The organism is Levilactobacillus namurensis DSM 19117 (genome assembly GCF_001434785.1).
GTDB lineage: Bacteria > Bacillota > Bacilli > Lactobacillales > Lactobacillaceae > Levilactobacillus > Levilactobacillus namurensis.
In genome coordinates this window covers 1-25,526 of record NZ_AZDT01000007.1, presented here as the reverse complement: position 1 = coordinate 25,526, position 25,526 = coordinate 1, and the positions used below count along the sequence as shown (strand labels likewise).

The 25,526-nt window shown below is 54.8% G+C and carries 22 protein-coding genes; 12 read left to right on the top strand and 10 right to left on the bottom strand.

Translation table 11 applies throughout. The features are described 5' to 3' along the window. Positions 1-93: 93 nt before the first annotated feature. The 3 genes from FD30_RS01400 to FD30_RS01390 form a co-directional block, all read right to left on the bottom strand. Positions 94-609, bottom strand: a complete 516-nt coding sequence (locus FD30_RS01400) for a methylated-DNA--[protein]-cysteine S-methyltransferase (RefSeq protein WP_056943598.1) — start codon at positions 607-609, stop codon at positions 94-96. Between the two features lie 117 nt (positions 610-726). After that, a complete protein-coding gene (locus tag FD30_RS01395; protein WP_082604766.1) occupies positions 727-2,814 on the bottom strand; it encodes a heavy metal translocating P-type ATPase in 2,088 nt (695 codons plus the stop codon). A 35-nt stretch (positions 2,815-2,849) separates the two neighbouring features. Continuing rightward, positions 2,850-3,296, bottom strand: coding sequence for a CopY/TcrY family copper transport repressor (locus tag FD30_RS01390; RefSeq protein WP_056943597.1), 447 nt, complete (start codon positions 3,294-3,296; stop codon positions 2,850-2,852). 228 nt (positions 3,297-3,524) lie between these two features. Between FD30_RS01390 and FD30_RS01385 the strand changes: the two genes are divergently transcribed. Further along, the gene (locus tag FD30_RS01385; protein WP_056943596.1) at positions 3,525-4,793 is read left to right on the top strand and encodes a D-alanyl-D-alanine carboxypeptidase family protein; all 1,269 of its coding nucleotides are present in this window, start codon (positions 3,525-3,527) and stop codon (positions 4,791-4,793) included. 273 nt (positions 4,794-5,066) lie between these two features. Here FD30_RS01385 and FD30_RS01380 read toward each other — a convergent pair whose 3' ends face one another. From FD30_RS01380 to add, 3 genes are all read right to left on the bottom strand, one after another. Next, the gene (locus FD30_RS01380) at positions 5,067-5,918 is read right to left on the bottom strand and encodes an alpha/beta hydrolase fold domain-containing protein (protein WP_056943595.1); all 852 of its coding nucleotides are present in this window, start codon (positions 5,916-5,918) and stop codon (positions 5,067-5,069) included. 407 nt (positions 5,919-6,325) lie between these two features. Further along, positions 6,326-7,150, bottom strand: a complete 825-nt coding sequence (locus FD30_RS01375) for a site-specific integrase (RefSeq protein ID WP_056943594.1) — start codon at positions 7,148-7,150, stop codon at positions 6,326-6,328. Positions 7,151-7,237: 87 nt separating this feature from the next. After that, a complete protein-coding gene (add, locus tag FD30_RS01370) occupies positions 7,238-8,266 on the bottom strand; it encodes an adenosine deaminase (protein ID WP_056943593.1) in 1,029 nt (342 codons plus the stop codon). A 459-nt stretch (positions 8,267-8,725) separates the two neighbouring features. Here add and FD30_RS01365 point away from each other — a divergent pair, with 459 nt between their 5' ends. From FD30_RS01365 to FD30_RS01355, 3 genes are all read left to right on the top strand, one after another. After that, positions 8,726-10,687, top strand: a complete 1,962-nt coding sequence (locus tag FD30_RS01365) for an acyltransferase family protein (protein WP_056943592.1) — start codon at positions 8,726-8,728, stop codon at positions 10,685-10,687. Between the two features lie 234 nt (positions 10,688-10,921). Further along, on the top strand, positions 10,922-11,812 hold the full coding sequence (locus FD30_RS11690; RefSeq protein ID WP_056943591.1) for a hypothetical protein: 891 nt from the start codon (positions 10,922-10,924) through the stop codon (positions 11,810-11,812). Positions 11,813-12,039: 227 nt separating this feature from the next. After that, complete coding sequence (locus FD30_RS01355; RefSeq protein WP_056943590.1) at positions 12,040-13,734, top strand: oleate hydratase; 1,695 nt, start codon at positions 12,040-12,042, stop codon at positions 13,732-13,734. Between the two features lie 87 nt (positions 13,735-13,821). On the opposite strand, the gene lepB is transcribed toward FD30_RS01355, so the two are convergent. Beyond that, on the bottom strand, positions 13,822-14,406 hold the full coding sequence (lepB, locus tag FD30_RS01350) for a signal peptidase I (RefSeq protein WP_056943589.1): 585 nt from the start codon (positions 14,404-14,406) through the stop codon (positions 13,822-13,824). A 277-nt stretch (positions 14,407-14,683) separates the two neighbouring features. On the opposite strand from lepB, the gene FD30_RS01345 reads away from it, so the two are divergent. From FD30_RS01345 to FD30_RS01315, 8 genes are all read left to right on the top strand, one after another. Then, the gene (locus tag FD30_RS01345; RefSeq protein ID WP_056943588.1) at positions 14,684-15,547 is read left to right on the top strand and encodes a diguanylate cyclase domain-containing protein; all 864 of its coding nucleotides are present in this window, start codon (positions 14,684-14,686) and stop codon (positions 15,545-15,547) included. Positions 15,548-15,561: 14 nt separating this feature from the next. Beyond that, the gene (locus tag FD30_RS11495; protein WP_156652546.1) at positions 15,562-15,699 is read left to right on the top strand and encodes a hypothetical protein; all 138 of its coding nucleotides are present in this window, start codon (positions 15,562-15,564) and stop codon (positions 15,697-15,699) included. After that, positions 15,686-16,990 carry a glycosyltransferase family 2 protein gene (locus FD30_RS01340; RefSeq protein WP_371862356.1) on the top strand — a complete coding sequence of 435 codons (1,305 nt, stop codon included), beginning with the start codon at positions 15,686-15,688 and terminating at the stop codon, positions 16,988-16,990. The genes FD30_RS11495 and FD30_RS01340 overlap by 14 nt, the downstream gene beginning before the upstream one ends. Before the next feature lie 12 nt (positions 16,991-17,002). After that, positions 17,003-18,163 (top strand): family 8 glycosyl hydrolase, encoded by a 1,161-nt coding sequence (locus tag FD30_RS01335; protein ID WP_056943587.1) that lies wholly within the window; start codon positions 17,003-17,005, stop codon positions 18,161-18,163. A 243-nt stretch (positions 18,164-18,406) separates the two neighbouring features. Further along, positions 18,407-18,757 carry a PadR family transcriptional regulator gene (locus FD30_RS01330; protein WP_024747406.1) on the top strand — a complete coding sequence of 117 codons (351 nt, stop codon included), beginning with the start codon at positions 18,407-18,409 and terminating at the stop codon, positions 18,755-18,757. A 2-nt stretch (positions 18,758-18,759) separates the two neighbouring features. Further along, entirely contained in the window at positions 18,760-20,289 is a 1,530-nt protein-coding gene (locus tag FD30_RS01325) for a DUF4097 family beta strand repeat-containing protein (RefSeq protein ID WP_056943586.1), read from the top strand. 819 nt (positions 20,290-21,108) lie between these two features. Further along, on the top strand, positions 21,109-21,657 hold the full coding sequence (locus FD30_RS01320; RefSeq protein WP_056943585.1) for a MarR family winged helix-turn-helix transcriptional regulator: 549 nt from the start codon (positions 21,109-21,111) through the stop codon (positions 21,655-21,657). A 700-nt stretch (positions 21,658-22,357) separates the two neighbouring features. After that, positions 22,358-22,753, top strand: coding sequence for an iron-sulfur cluster biosynthesis family protein (locus tag FD30_RS01315; RefSeq protein WP_056943584.1), 396 nt, complete (start codon positions 22,358-22,360; stop codon positions 22,751-22,753). 82 nt (positions 22,754-22,835) lie between these two features. Here FD30_RS01315 and FD30_RS01310 read toward each other — a convergent pair whose 3' ends face one another. The 3 genes from FD30_RS01310 to FD30_RS01300 form a co-directional block, all read right to left on the bottom strand. Next, a complete protein-coding gene (locus FD30_RS01310; protein WP_056943583.1) occupies positions 22,836-24,179 on the bottom strand; it encodes an MFS transporter in 1,344 nt (447 codons plus the stop codon). 16 nt (positions 24,180-24,195) lie between these two features. Continuing rightward, entirely contained in the window at positions 24,196-24,714 is a 519-nt protein-coding gene (locus FD30_RS01305; RefSeq protein ID WP_056943582.1) for a DUF1440 domain-containing protein, read from the bottom strand. A 77-nt stretch (positions 24,715-24,791) separates the two neighbouring features. After that, positions 24,792-25,382, bottom strand: a complete 591-nt coding sequence (locus FD30_RS01300) for an NADPH-dependent FMN reductase (protein WP_056943581.1) — start codon at positions 25,380-25,382, stop codon at positions 24,792-24,794. Positions 25,383-25,526 lie beyond the last annotated feature (144 nt).

The window sequence follows — 25,526 nt, the reverse complement described above, 5'->3', positions numbered from 1 at the left end:
TTCATCGGAGGAGTTGTGGTATACTCAACTTATCCTTGGCAGGAGTGACCACCCATTGGTCACTGACGGACGATCTTAGTTGATCGTCCTTTTTTAGTTGGCCCGGTCCGCGCGTAACACGGCGAGGTCGCAACCTTCCAGCGTCAACAGGGCAATCTTGCGGTCGATTCCGCCGGCGTACCCGGTCAAGGACCCGTTGCTGCCCATCACCCGGTGACAGGGGATGATGATGGAGATGGGGTTATGCCCTACGGCACCGCCCACGGCCCGGGATACGGTGGGCCGACCCATTTGTTCGGCGATTTCCTGGTAGGTGATGGTCTGCCCGTACGGCACCTGACGAATCACGCTGAGCACCTGTTGGCGAAATGCGGTGACTTCGGGCTTGAGGGGTAGGGTGGCTGGATCCGGTTGGCGGCCGGCGAAGTAGGCGTCGAGCCAGGTCGTGACCCGGGTCAGCAGGGGCGTGACTTGACCTGTAGAACGCCCGAGGTCGTAGTTGGCCCCGTAATGTTGCTGGTCACTGAACCAGAGACCGTATAGGGCCTGGTCGTCAGCCAGCAGAGTCAGGTCGCCCAGCGGGGACGGATAGATGGTGTGGTAAAACATTGGTGACGCCTCCTTGCGTAAAATGTTTCTGGGTTCAGCATACCACGCGCACCAGCAAAAACCGCGTTCAAAGGTGCTGAACGCGGTTTTTATGAGTTTTAGGGGGAGTGCTATGCGTTAGGCGGGTCGCTTGACCCGTAAAGTCATGACGTTGATCGCCACGATGATGGTACTCAGGGACATCACCACGGCACCGACCATGGGATCCAAGATGAACCCAATTGGGGCTAACACCCCGGCGGCTAAGGGGATGGCAATCAAGTTGTATCCGGCCCCCCACCAGAGGTTCTGGGTCATCTTGCGGTTCGTGGCCCGGGCGAGGTCTAAGAACTGGATCACGTCGGCGGGGTCGCTGGCGACCAGGATGATGTCGGCGGATTCCAGCGCGACGTCCGTCCCGGAGCCAATCGCCATGCCGATATCCGCGCGCGCCAGACTAGGCGCGTCGTTGACCCCGTCCCCGATGAAGAGGACCTTGCCCTTAGCTTGGTAGTGTTGGACCAAGCGTTCCTTATCTTCGGGCAACAGGCGGGCCTGGACGTCGGTGATGCCGACCGCGTGGGCGACCTTTTCGGCCGTCTCCTGGTTGTCCCCGGTCAACATGACCGGCGTGATCCCCTGGCGTTTCAGCGCCGTGACCAATTGCTTGGCGGCGGGCTTGATTTGGTCACCCTGAGCGACTAGGCCCAAGACTTGCTGGTTGGCGACTAAGAAACTGATGGAGTTGCCTTCACTGGCGTAGGCCGCGAACTGGTCGTGGTCGTAAGCCAAGTGGTGTTGGTCCAGGTAGTTGACGGCAACTAAGCCGTACTCGGTGCCGGCGATGGTCCCAAACTGGCCCATTCCAGTCACCTGGTGCGGATCCTCCGCAGCCGTGACGGTCACCCCGGCGGCCTTAGCGGCGGTCAGGATACCGGTGGCTAGGGGATGGCTGGACCCGCTCTCCAGGTTGGCCATCAATTGGAGGATGGCTTGGTCATCGTGCTGCTGGTCTAAGCTGACCAGGTGGTTGACCGTGAAGTGGCCCTGCGTCAGGGTCCCGGTCTTATCCATTAGCGCGAACTTCAGGTGGTTGACCTGTTCCATGGCGTCTCGGTTCCGGATCAATAGGCCGTTTTGTGCGGCGAGGGCGGTACTCCGAGCGACGACTAGGGGAACGGCCAGGCCTAAAGCGTGCGGGCAGGCAATCACGAAGACGGCGACTGCTACGGGTAAGGCCACGGGGAGGCTAGTCAGCGTGACCCAGATAATGAAGGCTAGGATACCCACGAACAGCGCGGCGTAGAAGAGGTATCCCGCGACTCGGTTCGCGAGGTTCTCGGACTTCGACTTGGACTGCTTGGCGTTTTGAATCAGGTCCATGACCTGAGCCAAGTAGCCGGAGTCGCCGGTTCCCGTGACTTTGGCGGTAAAGGTCCCAGTTCCGTTGACCGACCCGCCAATCACGGTATCGCCCACGGTTTTGGCCACGGCCCGCGATTCTCCGGTGACCAGTGACTCGTTGATGTCGGAGTGTCCGGTCAGAATCTGCGCATCGGCCGGGACCTGTTCACCGGCCCGGACAGCCACCACTTGGCCGACTTGTAAGTCAGCTAAATTAAGGTCAGTGACTTGTCCACCCGCCCCTAGGACGTGGGCCGTTTGGGGAAGTAGTTTACCTAGCGAATCAACGGCCGAACCGGCGTTCATAACCGTGTTCATTTCGATCCAGTGCCCCAGCAACATGATATCGATCAACGTGGCCAGTTCCCAGAAGAAGTCGGTCACGACCGGGGTCACTTGAAAGAGGTCATTGGCGATTACGGCGTAGAGGCTGTAGATGTAGGCGACGCCGACGCCCATGGTGATCAAGGTCATCATGGCCGGCTTCTTCTGGGCAATCTCCGCCTTGGCCCCGCTGAAGAAGGGGGCTCCGCCGTAGAAGAAGAGCAGCGTGCCGATTAGCGCGACGACCCAGTCACTGCCGGGAAACGTCAGCTGGAACGGCAAGCGCATACCCATCATTGGCGACAAGAGGACGATGGGAATCGTCAGGATCAAGGAGACCCAGAACTTACGCTTGAGGTTCCCCATGTGCATCATGTGCCCGCCGCCCATGTCCATATCCCCCATGTCGCCGTGCATGTCCATGTGGTCCATGGGCATCTGGTTGGTCGCCATGTGGTCCATATCGTGACTGAGGTGTTGGCTGTGGTCAGCGTGCATCCCGAGATTATCTTGGTTCATTGGGTGCTTATCGTTCAATTGGCACAACTCCCTTCACACCCGTCCGGTAGGCAGTCGCAGTCGACTTCTTCCGGTGCGGTGGCGAGCTTGGCTTGTAAATGCGTGATTAATTCTTGAACGTCGGCGCGGCTGAGTTCCAGCTGGTCGATGGTGTGCACCAGGGCAGTTCCCCGGTGCATCGCACACATCTGGTTCAATTCGTTCATCAGTGCGGCGTCCATGGCCGCTTGTTCGCTGATCTGTGGGGTGTAGATGAATTGCCGCCCCTGTTTTTGGGTGGCCAGCGCGCCCTTTTTGACCAACCGGCCGATCAAGGTCTTGATGGTCGGGGCCTTCCAATCGTGCTGTTGTTCTAGCAGGTCAATGATGGTACGGCTATCCGTTTGTTTTAAGGTCCAGACAATCCGCATGACCCGCCATTCGGCGTCGGAAATCGTCGCAGTTAGTTCAGTAGTTGCCATTGGGGACTCAGCTCCTTTACGTTCGGTTTGATTATTTAGAGTTTACATCTGTAATCCAAAAGTGTCAAGAAAAGGGCTTTGACCATTTTTGAGATTAGATGACGGTTTTTACAATTAATTTGATAATCGGTTAAATTTTTGGCAAGATTAGCGGATTTCTCAGCTTTTCTTGTTACACTTCGTATAATGAAGGATGGTCATTTTTATATTGAAAGGAAGACGCTACTTGTGAAAAGTTTAAAACGTTGGTTGGTGCGGCTAAGTGTCGGACTACTGGTGGTCACCGGAACCCTTCCTGCCACCACCGCACAAGCGGCCAGCTCAAAAATCTCAAAAGTCCCTGCGCGGGCGGCTTACGTGATGGATGCCCAGAGCGGTCAGGTCCTGTACCAACAGAACGCCAACCACCAGTATCCCATTGCCTCATTAACTAAACTCCTCACCGTCTATCTAACGGTCAAAGCCATCAACGACGGTAAAATCAATTGGGATGATCAGGTTCCCATCGATAGTGACCTGATTCGTCTGAGTCATAACTCGGTCTTCTCCTCACTGCGGATGAAATCGAGCGACAAGTTCACGGTCCGCCAACTGGTCGAAGCCGCGATGGTCGCCTCGTCGAACAGTGCGGCGTCGGCGTTAGGGGACTACGTTGCCGGGAGCAACGCAGCCTTTATCCAGCTGATGAACCAGCAGAGCCAGGCCTGGGGCATTAACGCCCACTTCATCAGTTCATCGGGACTAGATAACTCCGATTTGGACAAGTACAACTACCGCTTGCCGGGGACGGGAGCTAAGGAAGAGAACTTGGTCTCGGCTAAGGCCATCTCAATCGTGGCCCAGCACCTGCTTCAAGCGGATCCGCAGATCACTAAGATCTCTAGTCAGACTCAGGCGCGGGTCAACGGCACCCAGATCTTCAACGAAAACGGTAGCCTGAAGGGGCAAGCCAACTACGATAAGGACACCCACATCGATGGTCTGAAGACCGGTTACACGGAAAACGCCAACCTGTGTTTCACCGCCACCTTCACGGTCGACGGTGAGCGGATGATTGCCACGATTCTGGGCGGCAACACCACGTTTACCGCCATGAACAAGCTGGTCAAGCAGGTCCAGAAGCAGTATCAGCTCCAGCCCGTGCACCTGACCAACCGTTCAGTCAAGCTGGCTAACGGTACCACGGTCCAAGCGGTGCCGGACACTTCCCAGGTGGGGTCGTGGACCACGCAGGGACAGGATGGTGGTCAGATCACCACGTCCTTCAAGCCAACATTGACGCCAGCGGCCTTGCAGGCGGGACGGGTCCAGGCTAACGACCAGGTCGCCACGTTAACGGTCCGGGATCCCCAGACGGGCGTGACGCAGGAGGTCGCTTACCGCACCCAGACGCCGGTCACCCTGTTCAGCAGTCACCAGACCTTTAGCCGCCCGACCAAAGTCGCCCCAGCCATTCAACGGTTGACGCTTCAGACTGCGGTCTTTGCGTTACGGTAAGCTAAACTTTAAACCCTTAACCACTGTGCTGGTCAGCGCCTTACCGGGTGGCCAGACAGGGCTGACGATTGGGTTGATTGCAACGTTCCAGCGGGTTGTGTCTGAACTGACGTTGGCTTTAAGTTGAATCTCGACTCTCGACTGTCGTCGAATCGAAAAATTAAGACGTAGTTATGGTAAGAATCAGCATCGCTCGGAACCCCGTTAAAGGGCCCCGAGCGATTTTTTGGTTTTATCAGGATTAGTCTTAGTTGAACGGTTACCAATAGGCCTTTAATCCAACAACGCCGCAATGTCATGCAAGGCCAGGGCTGAGTTGCCAGTTCCCGCTACCGTGAAACCGTGGTGGGAGTTGGCGTACCGGCGAACGGTGACCTTGCTGCCCGCCGCGATCAGTTGTTGGCCGAACGCCTCGCCTTCAGTCAACAACGGGTCCTGGTCGGCGGTCAACAGGAAAGTTTCCGGAAAGTTCGTGAGGTCCGCGGTCGTGGCCTTGCTGGGAGAGATCAACACGTTGTCGATCTCGCCTTGGGGCCGGTAGTAATCCGCGGTGGCCTGGACGGCATCCAGACTGGCGGAAGAGCAGGTCGTGTGGGGCAGGCGTTTGGTCAGCGGGTCCGCATCGAGGTCTAGTAAGGGACAGTCGAGGATTACCTGTTGGGCCAAGGGCTTTCCCTGCCGCAGGGCCAACAACTGGGTCCCCACCGCCAGGTTCCCGCCAGTGCTGTGGCCGATGAGCGTCGGCCACCCCAACTGTTCGCGGTACCGGTCTTGAATCTTCTGGACCGTCTCGAAGGCGGCCATTAGCGGAATTGGGAAGGGGTGCTCAGGGGCTAGGGGGTAGTCTACGTCGAAGACCGCCACGTTGGCCGCCAGACACAGTTGTTTACAGAAGAGCGCGTCCCGGTCAGTGTGCGGGTAGATGAAGCCGTTGCCGTGGAGGTTGATGACCATGCCGGTAGCGGCGTGAAAGTGGGGCCACCGCGAATAGACGGGGATGTCCCCCGCGCTGGTGTTGAAGACCTGGGTCTCGGTGAATTCGCTGGTCAGGTCCGTAGCCAGGACTGGCGCGGTCTGCTGGGCTTGCTGGTGGCGTAGCTGATTGAGTGCTTGCGATGTGGACATCAAAAAACTCCCTTATGTAGGTAGCATGACGCGGGTGGCCGATGGTTCGGGTGGGGCTTATTGCGAAATAAGGTCAGACTGATGGACCCCTAAAAAACAAAAAACCAGCCGCAATACCGGCTGGCAGAAATAATTAAGTTAATGACGAAACATAAAGATTCCCCGAATGATTTCACCGCCAATCAAGAGTAACATGACGGACCAGGTAATCAGTGTCGCAGTGCTTCCCATCTGAATGGCCTCCCTTGTGAGCTACTGAATTTACTAACTTCAGTGTACGCCCAAAGCCGTCAGAGCGCAATGGGTAACGCTTACAAAATTAGACAGGATGGTTTTTAATTTTCAGAGATAGCCTTGTGTTGAGGCGTCACAAAAACACCCCCCTAAAGTTAGGCGGGTGTTGGATATCAGAGCGCCTGGCGCGCGAGTTTACGGTAATAGTCGATGGAATCGGGCTCCAGGTGGAGCTGCTGGGTCGCCTCACGGTCGGACAACCGGGGATGACGCCGCAGATAGTTGACTAAGTAGCCCTGGTACAGAGTCGAGGGGCTCAGCCGAAAGCCCACGATGGCTTCGTCGGGCCGTAAGTACTTATGCAATCCCGGAAGCGTCAGGTGCGGGTCCGCGGCGGCGCGTTGTTTCAGCAACCAGTCGGCACACTGGAAGCGGTCCTGTAAGGGGGCCACGAAGCGGTGCCAGGTTTGAAGAAACGCTTGTTGGTCGGCCGGCCAGTCACTGGTCTTTAGGGTCGCCGTGAAGTTGGGGTGCAAGTAGACGCGCGCGGGATACCCGTGGGCGGTCAGTAACAGGACCGCCCGGGTGTAAACGTGCAACCGCGAATCAGCCAGCAGGTCCGCCAGATCATCGACCCAGTGGAAGTTGACCGGACGGGTCTCTTCCTTGGGCTTACTCTTGAGGTCTAAAGTGGGCAGGTAGGGCGTCCAGTTATGCGAGAAGAGAAACTTGAAGTAGACGTTGAGGTGGGACAGGACCTTATTATAGGTCGCATTTAGAATCTGCCGGCTATCAGTCAGCATGGCTAAGTACTGCTCAACGTCTTGGGTCTGAAGCTGGTTGACCCGGTGCTCGCGTTGATAAGTCGGGTTGAAGTTTTCTAAGTAATGGAAGAAGTCTTTTAGCGTGGACGTATATTCGTCCCGGGTGGCCTGGGCGATGTCTCGTTGCGCCAGGTCGCGTTCGAAGGCGTCTTGATAAGGGTAAACGATCTTCATGGGGAAGCAACCTCCTTGATAGAAGTTACTTTAACATAAGTCGGGGGTGAAAGAAACGGTGACGCAACGGGTGACCCAATGGTGGGCCTAGGCTTGAGCTGCTTGGACTTGTCGCCAGAGTGCAGCCTTTTGGTCGGCGGGGATGAAAGCGCCGTTGATGGCGTTACGCGTCAGTTGCGTGAGTAGGGACCAGTCGAGCCCGTAGTGGGTGTGGAGCGCCATAATCTCGGTGGTGAGGTCCGTCTGGGAGACGGTCCGGTCGTCCGTGTTGATGGTGACGGCGAGCCCCGCGCTGAGAAATTCACTGAGGGGAAAGTCCGCGTAACCAGCGACGGCCTTGGCCTGAAGGTTACTGGTCAGGCAGGTCTCGATGGTGGCGTGGGCGGCTTTGGCTTGGGCGATGACGGCCGGGTGCTGACTCATGTGAACGCCGTGACCGATACGCTGAGCACCTAAGGTCAAGGCGTCGGCCACGTTCTGGGCGGGTCCGGCTTCCCCCGCGTGCAGGGTGCAGGGGAGTCCGGTCGCTAGCCCCGCTTGAATGGCGCTGGTCAGGTCGCTGGTGGGGTGGTGGACCTCATCGCCGGCGAAGTCAAAGCCCACGACGCCTTGGTCGGCAAATTCAGCGGCGGTCCGGAAGACGGTTGCCGATTCGGCGTTGGGCCGGTCCCGCATGGCGCAGATGATGGCGTTGACCGGGACCCCGAAGTCCGCGGTTCCCCGGTGGAGTCCGGTCAAGACGCCCTGAATCCCCTGGGCTAGGGTGAGACCGCGGTCGGTAAAGAGGCTGGGGGCGAAGCGGGTCTCCAGATAGATTAGGCCGTCCGCCGCAGCGGTTCGAACCATATCATACCCAGCGATTTCGAGTTGCCGGGTGGTCTGCATCAGATCGGTGACCACCTGGAACCGTTTCAGGTAATCGATGAGACTCACCGTGGTCATGGGCGCGGACACCAGTTGCCGCAGTGCGGCGTCACTAACGGGTAAGTCGTCGCCGGTGACGGCGGCCATCTGCCGGAGGGCGGGTAAGGACAGGGAACCATCTAAGTGACAATGCAACTCAACTTTGGGAAACTGCCGCACGGCGCCGGCCGTGAACGGGGTGACTTGAGACATCTGTAATTCCTCCTCTGAAATGCCGTAATCCAAAACAACTTGAAAACACCATGAAAACTTACCTGATAGTATACCATGGTTCGTCGCGAAGCCCGTTTGTTAAGCAACTGAATTAAACTAATAGGGTTAAACATTAATTGCACAATATGCTTGAGGGGGTACCATTAGCTGGTGGTCTAGGCTAATCCCTTGTGAATCCTAGGCTGATGGCAAATTTTACAAATTTACTTTTTAGGCGAAAACCGTTGTGTCTGGTCACAAAACAATATAAAATTGGGACTGTTCAGCAAAACGTGCGATAAACGGCGCTTGCCGGGACCATTCCGGCCGCCGACAGTCTGAACACCGTTAAATTTTAAATCATATTTGAGAGAATAAATCATTTTGGCATAAGGACAGTTGGTGGGATGACCCGTGTTGGGAAACCGCTAACTGGTATTGAGTTGAGGGGGAGAAATTATGAATCAACGGAACACGCCACTTACGCGTGCGTCCTGGCGAAGTCAACGCGCCAATCACAAACGGCGGTACATCACCGGGTTCGACGGATTACGAACACTGGCAGTCTTAGGGGTGATCATCTATCACCTGGTACCGTCGTCATTACAAGGTGGGTACTTGGGGGTCCCAATCTTCTTCCTGATTTCGGGCTACCTCGTGACCTATCTTTTGATTCAAGAATTTGAAACGCATGATCGGATTAATATCAAGAGCTTCTATGAGCGGCGGGTCAAGCGACTGTATCCCGCGTTGGTCACGATGCTACTGGGAACGACGGCGTACATTACGCTGTTCCAGCGGTCACTTCTGGTCAACATTCGCGGAACCGTGACCACGAACCTGTTGTACGTCTATAACTGGTTTGAGATCAACCACGGGCAGTCGTACTTTGACCGGTTTAACGGCGAATCGCCGTTCACCCACCTCTGGACCCTGTCCATTGAAGGGCAATTCTACTTAGTCTGGCCCCTAGTGGTCCTGGCCTTATTGTTATTAGTCCGAAACAAGTTCCGGTCCATGCTGATTCTTCTGGCCTTAGCCGTAGTTTCAGCGGTCGCTATGGCGCTGTTGTTCGACCCGAACAACCTGAACCGGGTCTACTACGGGACGGACACGCGGATGTTTGCGATCCTGATTGGGGCCGGCATGGCCTTCATCTGGCCCGCTTATAAATTACGAGATGACATCAGTAGTGCCCACCGGATGCTACTGGATGCGGCGGGCTTGATTTCGCTGGTCGCCGTGGTCTACATGTTCTTCACCATGAATGGTCAGGCGCCTAGCACCTACCGTGGTGGCATGTTCTGGTTCACGGTCTTATCGGCCGTCCTAGTGGGGACCGTGGCCCATCCCGGCAGTGACATGAACCGGATCCTGTCGAACCCGCTTTTCGATTACGTTGGGAAACGCAGTTATGGGATCTACCTCTACCAGTTCCCCGTGATGATTTTCTACGAGGCACGGGTGAAAAATATCGGCAACCATCCGTTGATCAACTCGATCATTGAAGTGATCTTGATTATGCTGGTCACGGAAGCCAGTTATCGCTGGATCGAGAACCCGCTACGGCGGTACCAGTACCGGAACACCTTCCGGGACTTGAAGCGCATCTTGTCGAACCCTGGCAGTCACCGGATCGCCAGCACCATCAGTGTGCTGTCCGCCCTCTGCTTGGTCCTGACCATGACCGGCTTCGTGCAACAGCCGGCAGCACCCAAGCAAACGGCCCTACAGAAGACCATTACCAAGCGGCAATCCGAAGCGCAGAAGAAGAACGCCGCGGCGGCTAAGAAGCAACGGGAGCTGGCCGCGGCGGAATCCAAGGAAAAGCACGACAAAGCGGTGGCTTACGCGAAGCTGTCTAAGGCGGACAAGGCCACGGCGAAGTACTACTTCCTAAACGCCGATGAGTTGAACACCAGTAAGAACACGCCGTTGACGGCGATTGGCGACTCCGTCCTCCTGGATGACTCCGGTGACCTGCAAAAGGTCTTCCCTGGTGCCGTAGTGGACGGTCAGGTCGGACGACAAGCGTCCGCAATGCCCGGCGTAATTTCCAGCTTATCGCAACGGGGTCAGCTGGCGAAAAACGTACTGGTAAACATTGGGACTAACGGGACCATCACGCAGGATAATGCGGACCAGATCATTCACGGCCTGGGTCCTGACCGGCAGATCTTCTGGGTCACCGCCCACGTGCCAACGCGTGAGTGGCAGGGTCAGGTGAACGCCATGATTCACAAGACGGCTAAGAAGTACAAGAACGTCCACGTGATTGATTGGTACACCACCGCTAAGGGCCAGTCCAGCTGGTTCGTCAACGATGACGTCCACCCCAACAACACGGGGAACCGGCACTTCACGTCACTGATTGCCAAGACGATTACCAAACAATTGAACGCTGAGAACGGAAAGAAATAACGGCCCGTTTCGGCTAAATGCTGCGTATCCGGTGCGGGTGCGCAGTTTTTTAGTGGGTTAAGTTGAAGGCCGGATTATCAACAATGTTAGCGCTATTTTGTTTAATTAGTTTGCTATCTCGGTGGTTTTTACCCCGGAATTGAACGCTGGGGTCGGTGGGAGACTATACTTTAAAGTGGCTTCGCGGAGGTATCAAATTATGAAGCTGATATTTTATTTTGGGGGCAGATTAATATGATGAAGAAAGTTGCAATGGTTGCTGCTGCGGCTGCAATGGTATTACCTTTAGGGTTAGGTGCAATTGCGCCGGTGAACACGGGTGTGACGACGGCTTACGCGGCGACCAAGAAGGCCGCTAAGAAGACTACGTTGACCTTACTGAGCAGTAAGACCTTGAAGAAGACGGCATACCACGCTAAGCGTCAAGCCGCTTTGAACAACGCCTTATTCGCGGCCGACAAAGCAACGGTCACCATCAGCAAGAAGGGCGTTTTAACGCCGAAGACCACGGTTTACGCAACTAAAAAGATTGTTGTGAAAACGCGGGCTACTAAGACCACTAAGGCGAAGACCTTAACTTGCGTTTACGTCAAGAGCGCTAACGGCAAGGTCAAGGGGTGGATCGCGTTGGATCAGCTGACCAAAGGCAAGGCGGTCGCTGCTAAGAAGACCACTAAGAAGGCTAGCGCCAAGAAAGCAACGGCCAAGAAGACCAACGCCAAAAAGACCACTAAAAAGGCCACAACAAAAAAGGCGGTAACTAAGAAGACCGCTAAGAAGGACACGGTCGCTGCGACGGCTGCGGCGAAGGTCGCTAAGAAGACCACCAAGAAGACGACCAAGAAGGCCAATAAGACATATCAATTGGTCAGTGCTAAGAAGCTCAAGAAGACGGCTTACCATTACACCACTAAGCGTCCGGCCTACTTCACGGGGAAGTTCGCCGCTGACCGGTCCGTGGTCACGTTAAGCAAGAAGGGTGTTCTGCCTGCCAAGAAGACGGTCTACGCCACTAAGGCCATCACTGTTAAGCAAGGTAAGAAGACCGTCAAGTACCTGTACGTCACGACCAAGAAGGCTAAGGGCTTTGTCTTAGCTTCTGCGTTGACTGCGGGTAAGTTCTAAAGGATAAGTTCTAAGCGTACTCAAAATGGCCGTCAGTCATGACGACCATTTTTTATGGCTTTCCGAATACTGGGTCGACCAATCGGACCGCAGAAATCCAGTCGTGACGGGCTAATTGGTGGGACCACGCAGGGCTGATCAATCTCCCTAGATAATCCCTTTACAAAGGGACCTAAGGCACGCATAATGGGGGTGTGAAAGCGCTACAATCATACGGAGGTGTTCTTATGGTTAAGACGAAAGCTGTAATGATTGGTGCCGGCCTGGCGAACATGGCCGCTGCCGTTTATCTGATTCAAGAGGCGCACTGGCAAGGGAGTCAAATCACTTTCTACGGGGCGGACCTCCACGGAGCTAACGACGGCGGGCCAACCGCCGACTTCACCGACGAATATTGGAACCAAGCGCACCCGATGGCCAATACCACGGGGTACGTTGCTCGGGGTGGCCGGATGTTGAACTACCGGACTTACGTGGACTTGATGGATCTGTTGGACCGCATTCCGTCGGTTACGGAATCGGGGATGACGGCCGCGGAAGACACCCACGACTTTGACGCCCACCACCGGACCTTTGATAAGGCTCGGTTGCTCCAAGGGGGCAAGGGCATTATCGATGGTGGGAAGTTAGGCCTGAATAATAAGGACCGGGTCTTGCTGTCGAAGTTGGTACTGATGCCAGACGATGAAGAGACTAAGCTAGATAACGTCTCCATTGCGGCCTACTTTAAGGACGATCCCCACATCTTCCAGACTAACTTCTGGTATATGTGGGAGACCACGTTTGCCTTCCGGGTTCAAAGCTCAGCCCAAGAGCTGCGGCGCTACATGCACCAGATGATTTATGAATTTACGCAGATTGAACACTTAGTAGGGGTCAACCGGACCCGCTACAACCAATTCGAAAGTATCATGCTGCCCCTGATTAAATATTTGGAGGGCGAAGGGGTCACCTTCTTAGACAACCGGATCGTCACGGACTGGGAGTTCGCGGATAGTGAGCTGCAAGATGAAATCACCGTGACCGGGTTACACGTGAAGAACCTCGAGACTGATACGGAAGACTTAGTCCCGATTGACGACGAGACGGCAGTGATCTTCACCAACGGGTCGATCACGGACTCCGCGACCATGGGAGATTACAACACGCCGGCCCCTGAGAACATGGACTACGGAATCAGTGCGGCACTCTGGAAGAAAGCCACGGAACGCTTCTATAACCTGGGGACGCCGGACAAGTTCTTCAACGACCGGAAGAGTTCCGAGTGGGTCAGCTTCACGTTGACCACCAAGAACCACCTGTTACTGAACGAAATCACCCGTATTACCACCCAGGTTCCCGGCAACGCGCTGAACTCCTTCTTGTCCACGACGCCAATCACGCCGTTGGGGCATAAGGACGTCAACATGTCGATCGTGGTTCACCACCAACCCCACTTCACCACGCAGAAGCCCAACGAGTCAGTCATCTGGGGCTACTTCCTGTACCCGCGGCGGACGGGTGAATTCGTCCACAAGCAGTACATTAAGATGACGGGGAAGGAAATGGCTCAGGAACTGATTGGGCAACTGTCCAAAGTCGACCCGGGACCGAACAATATCAAGACCAAGGAACCGGAAATCCTCGACAGTATTGTGAACAACATTCCGGTCTACATGCCGTACGCCTCGGCGCTGTTCAATAACCGGGCCAAGACGGACCGGCCAGAAGTCATTCCCGCCCACTCGACCAACTTAGCCTTCACGGGTGAGTTCGCCGAACAGCCGTACCAGATGATCTTCACGGAGCAAAGTGCGGTTCGTTCGGGTGAGATGGCGGCTTACCACTTTGCCGGAATTTCCATGGACCACTTAGTTGAGACGCCGCGGTATGATAAGGATCCTAAGACCTTGATGCGGGCGACGAAGAAGATGTTTAGTTAACGTGAGACGCTTTTAAAATGAAAAGGCACGCGCAAATCGGAATGATTTGCGCGTGCCTTTTTGTAGGTTAACTTTGATGACCGGGTGTTAGTTGGCCATGCTGTTGACGTTGGTCCGGTAGGTCTTGGTACTCTGCCAGAACGGAATCTTGACGACACCCATGACCTTCTTGGCGCTGACGTAACCCCAGTAACGGCTGTCTTCGGAGACGCTGCGGTGGTCCCCCAAGACGAAGTACTTCCCCTTAGGTACCGTGGCGCCGCGATACTTCCAGTTGCGTTGCTTAGCCAGGCGACTCAGGGTCCAGTTACCAGTTCCCGACGTCCGTTCCGCTTCGCTGATGTAGGATTGACTGACCTTTTGACCGTTGACGTAAAGGTTACCGTTGTGGCTGGCGACTTTATCGCCCGGCAGACCGATGACCCGCTTGACGTAGTTGGTGTTTTTGGCAGCGGTGGGATCTTCGCCGTAAGCGTCGAAGACGATGACACTATTTCGTTTGATTTGGAGGGGCTTAATGACCATCATCCGTTCCTTGTTTTCTAGGTTGGGCTGCATGGAATCCCCCATGACCCCGACCATTTCGAAGAGGTAGGTCCGAATCAAGAAAACTGCCGCTAGGGCGACTAAGATGGGGACGACCCAGCTCATAATGTTGCGAAATGTCTTCATAATATTGATTACTCCCGTTTTTGTAAAGTGGTCTCATTGTAGCACAATCTATCCGGGAGTCAGCTGGTTTGGCGAAAACTTAAGTAAAACGGCAAAAAATTGGGAGGCTTAAGCGTTGCGTAGAGTCCCCGGGGACATTAACAGACTAATTATGCGGGTCCACGTTTTTCCCTATAACGCAATCTCGACACGCCTGGCTGGTCAATTTTTGCGCGAAAGCCCCGGACCGGGGAAATCCATGCTACGCTAATGGCCAATGAGAGGAGTTGAATCGGGGATGCGGTTAAAAACGGTCGATAACATTGTCTTTTTTGGGATGCTACTTATTTTGCTGTACCAGTACGCCTTACTCTACCTGAGTATCTTTGCGGGGACCTGGGAGAACTTTGTGATGGTTGCCGGGGCGTTTCTACTCGGACTATTTCTAGGGCGGACCACCTACATCATCCTGGCCAGTGCGCTGTCCTTTGTTTGTGTCAGCGTGGGTCTGCTGCTATTGATTCTGCACGATACGCGGCAGCTGTACTTTTGGGGCGCCATTGCGCTGATCAGCATCACCCCCCTGACGGCGTACCTGATGTATTTACTCGACCACCGGTTGATGAAGCGCCAGGCGTTGCACACGTACCTGCAAAAGGTTCAGCGGGACCGCCCAGAACTCGACGTTATCACTGGCGCCTACAATGGGTTTGCGTTGGACCAAGCACTGCGGCGCGAACTGGCCCTGTTGGCGGACAATCACGAAGACTACCGGATTACCCTGACCATGGTCAAAATCGACTTCTTGGAGAACGTGGTCAACTTCTTGGGGAACGACCACTTCAACGACCTGTTGCGGGGAACGGCACGTCAGCTGGAAGGGATGCTCTTTACCGTCGACCGCCTGTACTATATTGGGTCGGGGAAGTTTGTGATCAAGTCCCCGTTGCTCGACGAGGCTAACGCGGGGCTGTTGCGCCGTAAGTTAAAGGCCCATATTAATGAAATCGGGGGGCACTTTGGACTGGCCCGGAACGGCTTAGTGTTGCGAATCGGCCAGATTTCGTCCACGCAGGAACGTTTGGAAGACTACCACGCGGAGGAGATTATCGCGAACTTGGAGCGCAGTGCCGAGACGGATATTGTTAAGGAATATATTTAGGGGAGGCGTTGACCGTGCATTGGTTACTGTGGATGAGTTTTTTGATGACCGGGGTTTTCGTGTTGGCCGTGGTGCTGTTTGCCAGTTGTTGGTGGGTGATCTTCCAGCGGACGATTCACCGGTTCAACGCTGAGGAGGATGGCCGTGATTGATTATTTATACGTGCTGTCCATTATTTCTATCTGGGTCTCAATCGGGATGACGCTGGTCACGTTGAGTGGCGGGGTGCTCTTTTTGTTGCGCCATCTTCACCGTACCGACGTGGATAATTTGCCGCCATTACGGCGCACGCCCCGGGTGACGGTCGTGGTGCCGGCGCATAACGAAGAACTGGTGATTCAAGATACGGTCAAAGCCATCTTACGGTTGAATTATCCGGCCGATCGCCTAGAAGTCTTGGTTTACGCGGATAACTGCCAGGACCGGACCGCCGTTGCGGCCCGAAGCCTACTGACCTGGACCGAGTTTCAGGGACGGAACCTGACCGTGATTGAGCGTACGGGGACCGGCGGAAAGGCGGGGGTCTTGAACGACGCGTTAGCGATTGCGACCGGCGAATACCTAGGCGTGTATGATGCGGATGCGGCACCCGAACGCAACGCCCTGTACTTCTTGGTCCAGAAGGTCTTGGAAGATCCGGACCGCTACGCCGCGGCGTTTGGACGCAATAAAACACGGAACTACCAGCAAAACTTTCTCACGCGGTGCATCAATCTGGAAATCATCAACACTCAGCGGATTCAGCACACGGGGTTGTGGCAACTCTTTAAGATTGGGCGGATCCCGGGCACCAACTTCATCATCAATAAGCAGGTGGTCCAAGAGTTGGGCGGTTGGCACAACGGGGCGTTGACCGAGGATACCGAAATCTCGTTCAACCTGATGCGACGCGACAAGTTAATCGCGTTGGCCCACCGAGCCGAGGCCTTTCAGCAGGAACCCGAAACGCTTTTCGCCTACTACAACCAACGGAAACGCTGGGCCCGGGGCAACTATGAGGTGCTGGGGGCCAACCTTAAGCACCTATTCGACCGGTCCCCCTGGCGCATTAAGTTAGAAGTGCTGTACTACATGTGCACCTTCTTTTGGTTCAACGCGGCCATCGTTATCTCTAACGTGACCTTCTTGGGGAACGGCTTCTTGGCACTGATGCAGTGGGAGAACCCGGCGTTGCACACGATGTTGAACCTCGATGGTCCGGTGGCGTTCCTGTTTTTGGTGAACTGGTTTTTGATGTTCTACCTGTACCTGCTCCAGCTCAACATTGCCTTAGCCAGCGATTATGGCCAGGCGACCGTTAAGAACTTTCTCTATAGTCTGGTGGCCTACTTTACCTATGCCCAGCTGTTCATCGTGGTGGCGCTAGCGGCGGTCTGGGATATCTGTCGCGACCGGATAACGGGGAAACGGCGAACCCAGTGGTACAAGACGCAACGATTTTAAGGAGGGACCGGGATGCGGCATCATCGTTTTCAATGGCTGATTGGGAGTTTGTTGGTCCTGGTCACGCTGGCCATTTCTGGCGCCATCTATTTCACCCAACACCGACCCCGGACCGTTGCCGTGGTCAAGAGTCACATGATTCAGCAGCATTACCGCCAATGGCAACGGGAGTACCTTAGTGGGAACCAAGTGAAGCACGTGCGCACCACGACTAAGGGTCCTGAGCAGACCCTGTCCGAGGCCCAGGGATACGGCATGTTGATCACGGTGCTGGCCGCGGAACACGGGATTGCGACCCGGCGGACCTTTGACCAGCTGACCCGGTACTATCTCGACCACCGGATCGGCCGGCACAACGCGCTGATGGCGTGGCGCCAGCAACAAGTCCAGCATCAGATGAAGGACCGTGAGGCTGCGGCGACCAGTGCGACCGATGGCGACTTGGACATCGCTTACGCCTTGCTGTTGGCCCATGAACGGTGGGGAAGTATCGGCGATTTAGACTATAAGACCCTCGCACAACAGTTGATCAGTGATATTGAAAAGTACGAGATCAATCCGCGTACGAAGTTGCCGCGGGTGGGGAACTGGGCGACCAGCCGTCAGAGTGCCCAGATCATCCGGCCGTCGGATCTGTCGACCGCCTACTTCCGTAAGTTCGCCAAGTACATGCAGGATGGGGCCTGGATCAAGGTGGCCTTAAATAGTCAGAAGGTTCTCCAGAAGATTAGCGACCGTCACTCAACGGGCTTGATTCCGGACTTCATCCGGGTGACCAACCAGGACCTGAACTTGCAGGATGTCCGGCCTAACCAGATTGCGTCGAAGTTCGACAACGCGTATGGGTTCAACGCCTGTCGGGTCCCGTGGCGGGCCGCTTACGACTATCAAGTGTCGAAGAGCCCGTTAAGTGGGGAAGTCGCCGAAAAGCTCCTGACCTTCTTCAGCCACCAAAAGGACATTAAGGCCGTCTATACGCTAGGGGGGCAGGCCCAAGAGAAGTACAGTAGTCCGGCGTTTACGGCGCCGTTAGCGTATGCGGCCCAGGCCATGGGTCACGAAGGCTTGAGCCAGCGTTACCTGCCCTTCTTGACCGCCAAGCAACCCGCCGACAATTACTACGCGGCGACGTTGCAGATGTTGATGCTGGTGATGAGTGGGGACTTGGCTTAGCGACGAAGCCGTTGCCTTCTCGCGGCTTACCGTGCTAGTTGGCGGTTCCGGAGACCATTTAGGTTGCTAGTCATGATTAATCTTTCAATTAGAGTTTAGACAATTTCGAGGATACGGGCGTCGAACGTGAATTTGCGTTCGGCGTCTTTTAGGTAGCAGCAAACTTTTGTGATAAATTACTTTGACACACACAGTAATTGGTGATACATTTAATGCAACCAGAACGAGAGGAGTTGGTTGGGTTTGGCTGAGGTGATTTCTAAAGATCTCATCCGGGGACATACGGACACGATTATTTTGAACATTCTCCATCAAGGCGATAGTTACGGGTATCAGGTGGCTAAGCGCGTCCGCGAACTGAGCGGCGGCCACTATGACCTCAACGAGGCGACCCTCTACACGGTCTTTCGCCGGTTAGGCAAGAACGGTGCCGTGACGAATTACTGGGGGGACGAGACCCAGGGTTCGCGGCGCAAGTACTACCACATTACCGCTAAGGGAGAAGAAATCTTACAAGCAAATACGGCGGCTTGGCGGGTGGCCAAGCCCATCATTGACCAGCTGATTACTGGGCAGATCAGTCAGGAGGACTAGGTATGGACGAAAAAGTGACGTTAGAGATTCGGACGCGGATGGATCAGTTATGTAGTGGGTATCCCGCTTCGCGCGACTTAACGGAATTAAAGGAAGAACTGGTGGCCGACCTGACCGAGGCCGTCTCGGAGAAGATCAATCAGGGAATGGCCGTGGACGCCGCCATTGATGCGGCCATGGCCCAACTGGGTGACATTGACAGCCTTTTAAAGGAAGCCACGGGGACGACCAACGCACAATCCGAGACCACGCACGAGGCCAATCATGAATCGCGGAACGCGGATCAGTCCCGTGAAGCGGACGATGACGGGGTCTTCGCTGACCACAACGGGGATGACGTTCGCATCGGCGGTCGGAACGGGTTACATATCCATGGTGACCAGATCACCTGGCACGGGAAGAAGATCATCGACCATGATCGGGTCCACCTGGGCAACCTGGTGCAAGTCGATGGCGATCATGTCCGGGTGGCGGACGGATTAGTTGATGTTGATGGCGACAACGTGCGGATTGCCGGCCAGAAGATCGTTTCAACCGGAAATCACCGGCACGAGACTTCTTGGGATCAGACGGCTAAGCAGACCTTTCGGACCTACGTTGAATCTTTAAAGCTGGTCAACACCCGTCATTTTCCGGTTACGGACTTACAGCAACTGGTCATCAACTATCCGGATGCCGCGATTAAGTTAGGGCCTAGCGCCCAGGACCAGATTGTGGTCAACGAGTACATGAGTCGGGATAACCCCCGCTACTACTTACAGGCTGACCGGTCAGCGGACCGATTGACTCTGCATCAGGGGGACCGGCCGCGGCTTTGGCCGTTGCATATTCGCGCGGAAATCTTCCTGCCAGCTAGTCTGACGGGGAAGGTCCAACTGGATGCAGGGAACGGCAGCCTGGAAATCAGTGATTTAAACCAGGCCGCCACGGTGGAAGCCCATGCCACGAACGGTAGTGTCAAGCTATTCAATAACCAGCTAGCGGGGGTGCAGGTCCAAGCCACCAATGGTAGCGTCCGGGTGGATCAGATTACGGCGGCCACGGTCCAAGTTAGCAGTCAAAACGGCTCGGTGGGTGTCCGTCACGGACAGGGCCAGTTGACCGTAACGTCGCATAATGGCAGTCTCCGCATCGCGGACTTCCAGGGTGACGGCCAGGTGACCAGCCATAACGGCTCCGTCCAAGTCGACGGGTTAACGGGACAGTTAACGGGAAGCACCGACAATGGTTCACTTACCGTGCGCCAGTTACGGGGTGGAGGAACCTTCCACGCCCATCACGGAAGTCTGACGGTCGATGTCGCCCAGCTGACCGGGGACTTAGCGGCCGACGGGGCGGGCAACGTTGACCTGACCATTGCCCCGGACCAGGCCTACCGTTTCGACCTCAAGACCCGCCACGGCCACGTCGCGTTACCCCAAGTCGTGCACCTCAACTTAAACGATGATCAGCATAAGATTGGGACGGTGGGGGATGCCGCGCAGCACCAAGTCACCGTTGTCACCACCAACGGCAACGTACACCTCAAGTAATCTAAAAAAGCTATCGTTCTGCCTATTTACAGAACGGTAGCTTTTTAATTTCAGGTCCCGAAGTATTGCTTAATGGGAACTAGTTATTCTATGCAACATTAGGAATGTTACCATGTAGGGCAAATTGGGGTTACTATTTCTTGACTGACGGGAGTATAATCAGGTGAGATTGTTGTCGTTTGAGGACCTTTCCGGGCGGTCTCTGGTTAGACCATTTTTCGGCGTTAGGCTTAGAACCGCGCGGATTCTTCAAATTGTAAAGTAAATCACGACAATTTTTCAAAAAGGTTCATTTTTTCGGGTAGGGAAGCGATACTATCAGGGGTGTATCTGGTACACTAAGTGTATAGATACCACCATGGTCGTAATTGGTGTAAGTTTACTTGGCTGATTTGAGCCAACGGCAGTTCACAAGAACGACCTGCAGCTAATCCCAGGAAAACAGTGGTTGGGGTCACAAAGTCCACAGTCCCCGTATACGTTAGTCCTCCGGCAATCAGGGAGGTTAATTGGTTTTTCTGGTAGGCTGTTTGTAAGGTTGATCGAATTTGCTGACTGGCAGGTTGCATATGGTCATCACGTCCTTGAAGTGAAGATTAAATCTATTATAGAACATATGTTCCGTTTTGGGGAGCCCTATTTTTAACATCACCGGATAATTTACTTTATGGTTGAATCGTATAACAGGTGATATACTTGGCTAGAATCATCACTGAACCTGGCAAAGATTGATGGGACATCGTGACGGAACTGCCGGACAGACAAAAACAATGACTTGGTTCGCATGATGCGCGACCGCAAAGGAGTAATGGGAAGACAATGACAGAAACGACGAATGACACGTTAACGGAAGCACAGCTCAAGCAAGAATTTGACGACTTGTACATGCACATCTTCAAGTACATTGGGGACTTCGTGTCGATCCCTACGCAGAAGTACAACCTGACATTTGAAGCTTACATGGTCATGGAGAACGTGGCGCGGAGCAAGAACGGTCAGACGTTGGTAGAACTGGCCAAGCTCGAGGGTGTCTCCAAGAGCGCGATTGCCCGTCAGGTCAACGTCCTCCTGAAGGAAAACTACGTGATGCAAAAAGTAGACCCTAACGACCGGCGGGTGAAGTATATCACCTTAACGGCGGCGGGAAGTCGGGTTCAACGGAACCTGGCCCAAGCCACGGACGAACGGTTCCACCGGTGGTTAGGCTTCTTCGGTCGCGACGAAGCGGAACACTTTATCGACGTCCTCCACAAGGCGAATGAAAATGCGATTGCGGCGGGCTTTGTTGGGTTTGACAGTTTACATGATAAACGGCGGAACTCCAACCGGCATTCTGAGAAACACACCAACCGGATGGGGAATCTCTAAGATAATTGTGGAAGAGTCTGGGACTAGGTGCCCAGGCTTTTTTCGTACGTTGAGCCAAGGGGTAGTGGCATTCATCCGCCTTACCGGTTGGCCCTGAAGAGGCTGGAGCGTGGTGGGCACGACTTGAAGCCCTGAAAGCCCCAGGTCTTCAAGCTCGGCCTTTGGGTAAGCCAGCCCAAAACGCTGACTAACCCAAACGACACCACTGAGCCTCTTCAGGCCCAACCTCACGGCTAAATTGAGTGTATCCAAAACAGTGCTTTCTGATGTTTAAACAACATGCGTGACTGCTAATCAGGCAAGCTTTATTGGGCCTCGAATCAGTGGTATACGTCATCATACACTTATTGTCACAAACGGTTAACGGTCTGGTTCACGCAAACGAACACTGTGGCCTTATCCTACTTAGGATGAGTTTTTTTAACTGATCATAGTCGTCAATAATATGCCTGGGTACCGTGGCCTAATAGTGAACACTATGGGTTACACCATTGTCTGGCCGTCCGGTAAGGCGGATGACAAGCGCAGCTGAGGTTTTGCAGAGCTAATCTTAGGATGATTCGTACCTTGACAGAGGCGGTGGGGCGCCCTCGGACGGCTAATTTCGCAGAATAGCGTAGAAAATTTGGCAACGGCCCCCATAGCGTGTATACTAAGGATACTTATTATTAGTAAGTAATCAAACAAAGGAGTCGGGCGTATGACAAGTTTAAAGATGAGTGATCAGTTTTATGACTTATTGGTAAAGAAACAGCTGACGGACAAGGACTTGATCCTGATTGCGGACGATGGTGGTGGAAAGTATTCCCTGCACGGCGGGGCTTGCACGATTGGGACCCAGTTCACGCTGATTACGCTGGACCATCCGGATCCCGATTATCCGGTCGCGATTGACAACGCTCGGGGCCTCAAGTTATGGTCATCGGACTACAACTTGTACTTCTTCGATACGGGCCTCACGCTGGACTTCCAGCACAACAACATCATCATTAAAGACGATGCGCACTTGCTGGACAGCGCGGTACAGATCGCCGATGGGCAACAAGTCTTAGCGGCCTTCGAACAAGGCGTGACGGCGCCCAGTGAAACCTGCTAGTCGCGATTAACTAATTTCTAAACAACAGAATGACCCCCTAGGGTCGCCAGATGGTGGCGTCCTAGGGGGTCATTTTTATGGTTTAATTTTGAGTGGTGCCTTTAGTCGGAGTTGGCGCTAAGGCCCGGTGAATTCGGTCTTCATCGTAGAAGAGCAGGACAATCAACATGACCAGGTACAACAGGAGTGGAATCCAAGCGTAGTTGAGAATGATCATGTGTTGGGTCGCCAGGTTCTGCGGACGGTTCGCGACATAACCGGAGAAGTGGAAGAGACCGGCCGTTACCAGGCCACCCAGGCCCAGGCCCACGTTGACCCCGAAGTCATCCGTCGACGCCAGGATTCCTTCGGCTTGGATGCCCAAGGCGGTGCCGTAACGAATAGTGTCGGCAATCATGATGGAGACCAGCCCGATAATCAGGCCATTCCCCACGGCGTTGACCAGGATGCCCGCGAAGATGGTGGGCAGGTGGCTGAACGTGGTCCCTAGGGATAGGATCAACTGGCCAATGATGGCCAAGACGATGCCGCCCAGCATGGTCCGCTTCTTGCCCCAGTGGTTCGCCGCGTGGACGATCAGCACCACGCCAATCAACGCCGCGAAGGTGAAGCTGTTGGCGATGGGGACCAAGCTTTCTTGGTGCATTAAGTACTTAAAGTAGTAGATGGTGGTCTGGTTCTTAATGGCCGTGGTCAACCAGTACAGCAAGATAACCACGGAGATGATCAACCAAGGCTGGTTTTGCCGCAACATCCGCGTCACGGCGCCCCAGGATTGGGTGGGGTGGTCGGGACTGGTGAAGCGTTCGCGAACTTGGAAGAACGTGTTCCAGATCAGGATCAAGGAGATGCCCCCAAAGACGGCGATGGTCAACAGGAAGCCCTTTTGTTGATTCCCGTGACCGAAGAAGGCCACCAGGGGCAACGTGAACACCGCGACCACGATTTGCACCGCACTGCCGCTGAATTGACGGATGACCCCCAACAACGTCATTTCCTGGTCGTTGTGGGTCAGGGTCGGGAGAATCGAGGTGATGGGCAGGTTGACCGCCGTATAGAAGAAGCCCAGGCCCAGGTAAGTCACGTAGGCCCAGACCAGTTTGCCGGTACCGCTAAAGGGTGGCGTGACGAAGGTCAGGATGGCGAATGCCACGTAGGGCAACGCGTACCAGAGAAAGAACGGCCGACTCTTGCCCCACTTGGAATGGGTATGGTCGATCATGACCCCGATAATCAGGCTTTCGACCACGTCGGCGAGCCGGGCGACGATGAAGAGGATGGCGGCAGCGCTGGCGGACAGACCATAGACGTCCGTGTAGAAGAACAGCAGGTAGGTCGTCATCATCTGAAAGACCAGATTATCGGCAGCGTCACTCATGCCATAACTGATCCGCTCGGGCCATTTGGTCTGCCAGGGTGATTGCATGCGAGCACCTCCTACCTTACTTGCGTGCTTGGGCCACTAACCGGCGGTAGACCTCATCGCCGACTAGGTCGTTGGTGACCATCCAGATCACATGACCCAAAGCTTCCGAGACATGTTCTTCTTCCGGTTGTTCCTTAGCGGACGGGACGGTTCCCATGGCGGGCATGATGCCCAAGTGGAAGGCGACCCAGATGGCCAGACCGAACCAGGTGCCGGCGTCCTTCTTGATGGCCGGAATCTTCTCACCTAGAATCTGGTAGAGAACGGCGAAGGTGGTCGAGAAGCCGAAGTGGATCACGTAACTGACCCAAGGCAACTCGTGGCCGGAATAGTGGTAAGTGGCGTGGGTCACTTTGGCTGGAACGCCGAATTGTTGGAGCAGCGTTTGGGGTGGGTTCGTCGCGTCCCGTTCCTCAGTACGGGGTGGCAGGACGTTTTCCCAGCCCAGCTTGACCAGTCCGGAGACTACGCCAGCGGCCGTTCCCGCAATGATCGCAGCGGGTAAATGTAATGAACGTTTCGATAAGAATGACATCGTGAAGACTCCTTTCTAGAAACATCTACTTTGAGTATAAACGCTTCAATCGTAAAATTAAGGGAATTTGCTTTGGATTATGCGTGGTAGGGGTGGGCTTTCAGCAAGCGGCTGTAAAAGGTTACCTCATCCAACGCAGCCCGAAGTCGTTGGGCGAAATGGTCACTGTTGGCGACGTCCGGTCGGAGGGTCCCTTCGGCGGTGAAGTTCTGGTCAGCGTTCCAGAGGAGCACCGGCGTTGGTAGCACGAACATCTTAAGCATCTGGAGAATCGGCACCACCGATGCGGCGGCCAGCATCCCACCATCACTATAGTGGGAATAGGTCACCACTTGAACCGGCTTGTGGTCGACTTGAGCCCCCACCAGGTCCAGGGCGTTCTTCAGCCCACCGGGAATCGCGTGGTCGTATTCGGGACTTAAAATCACGTAGCCGTCCTGGGCCGCGAGTTGGTCCAACCAGGCCTTTTCGGTTGCGGTCGGCTGACTAATGGGGCGGTCTAGGGGCGTCTCGGGATGGTCGTAGAATGGCAACGGATAGTCGCGTAGATCCAGCCAGGTGTAGGTCACGTCCGCGGTGTTGGGAAACTGGTGTTTTAAGTAGCTGAAGATCTGGGCGCCCAGTGAAGATGACCGGGTGGTGCCGAGAATTAGGGCAATGTTTGTCATGAAAGAGGCCTCCATTAAATTACTAACTATTAGTAAGCGATGAATCCACTGTAGCACGGTTGAAGGCCATTGTCGAGGAAATGGGCGTAAAAAAAATACTAAGCTTAGAGGCATAGAAGTTACCCGACGGGGTGCTCCTATGCC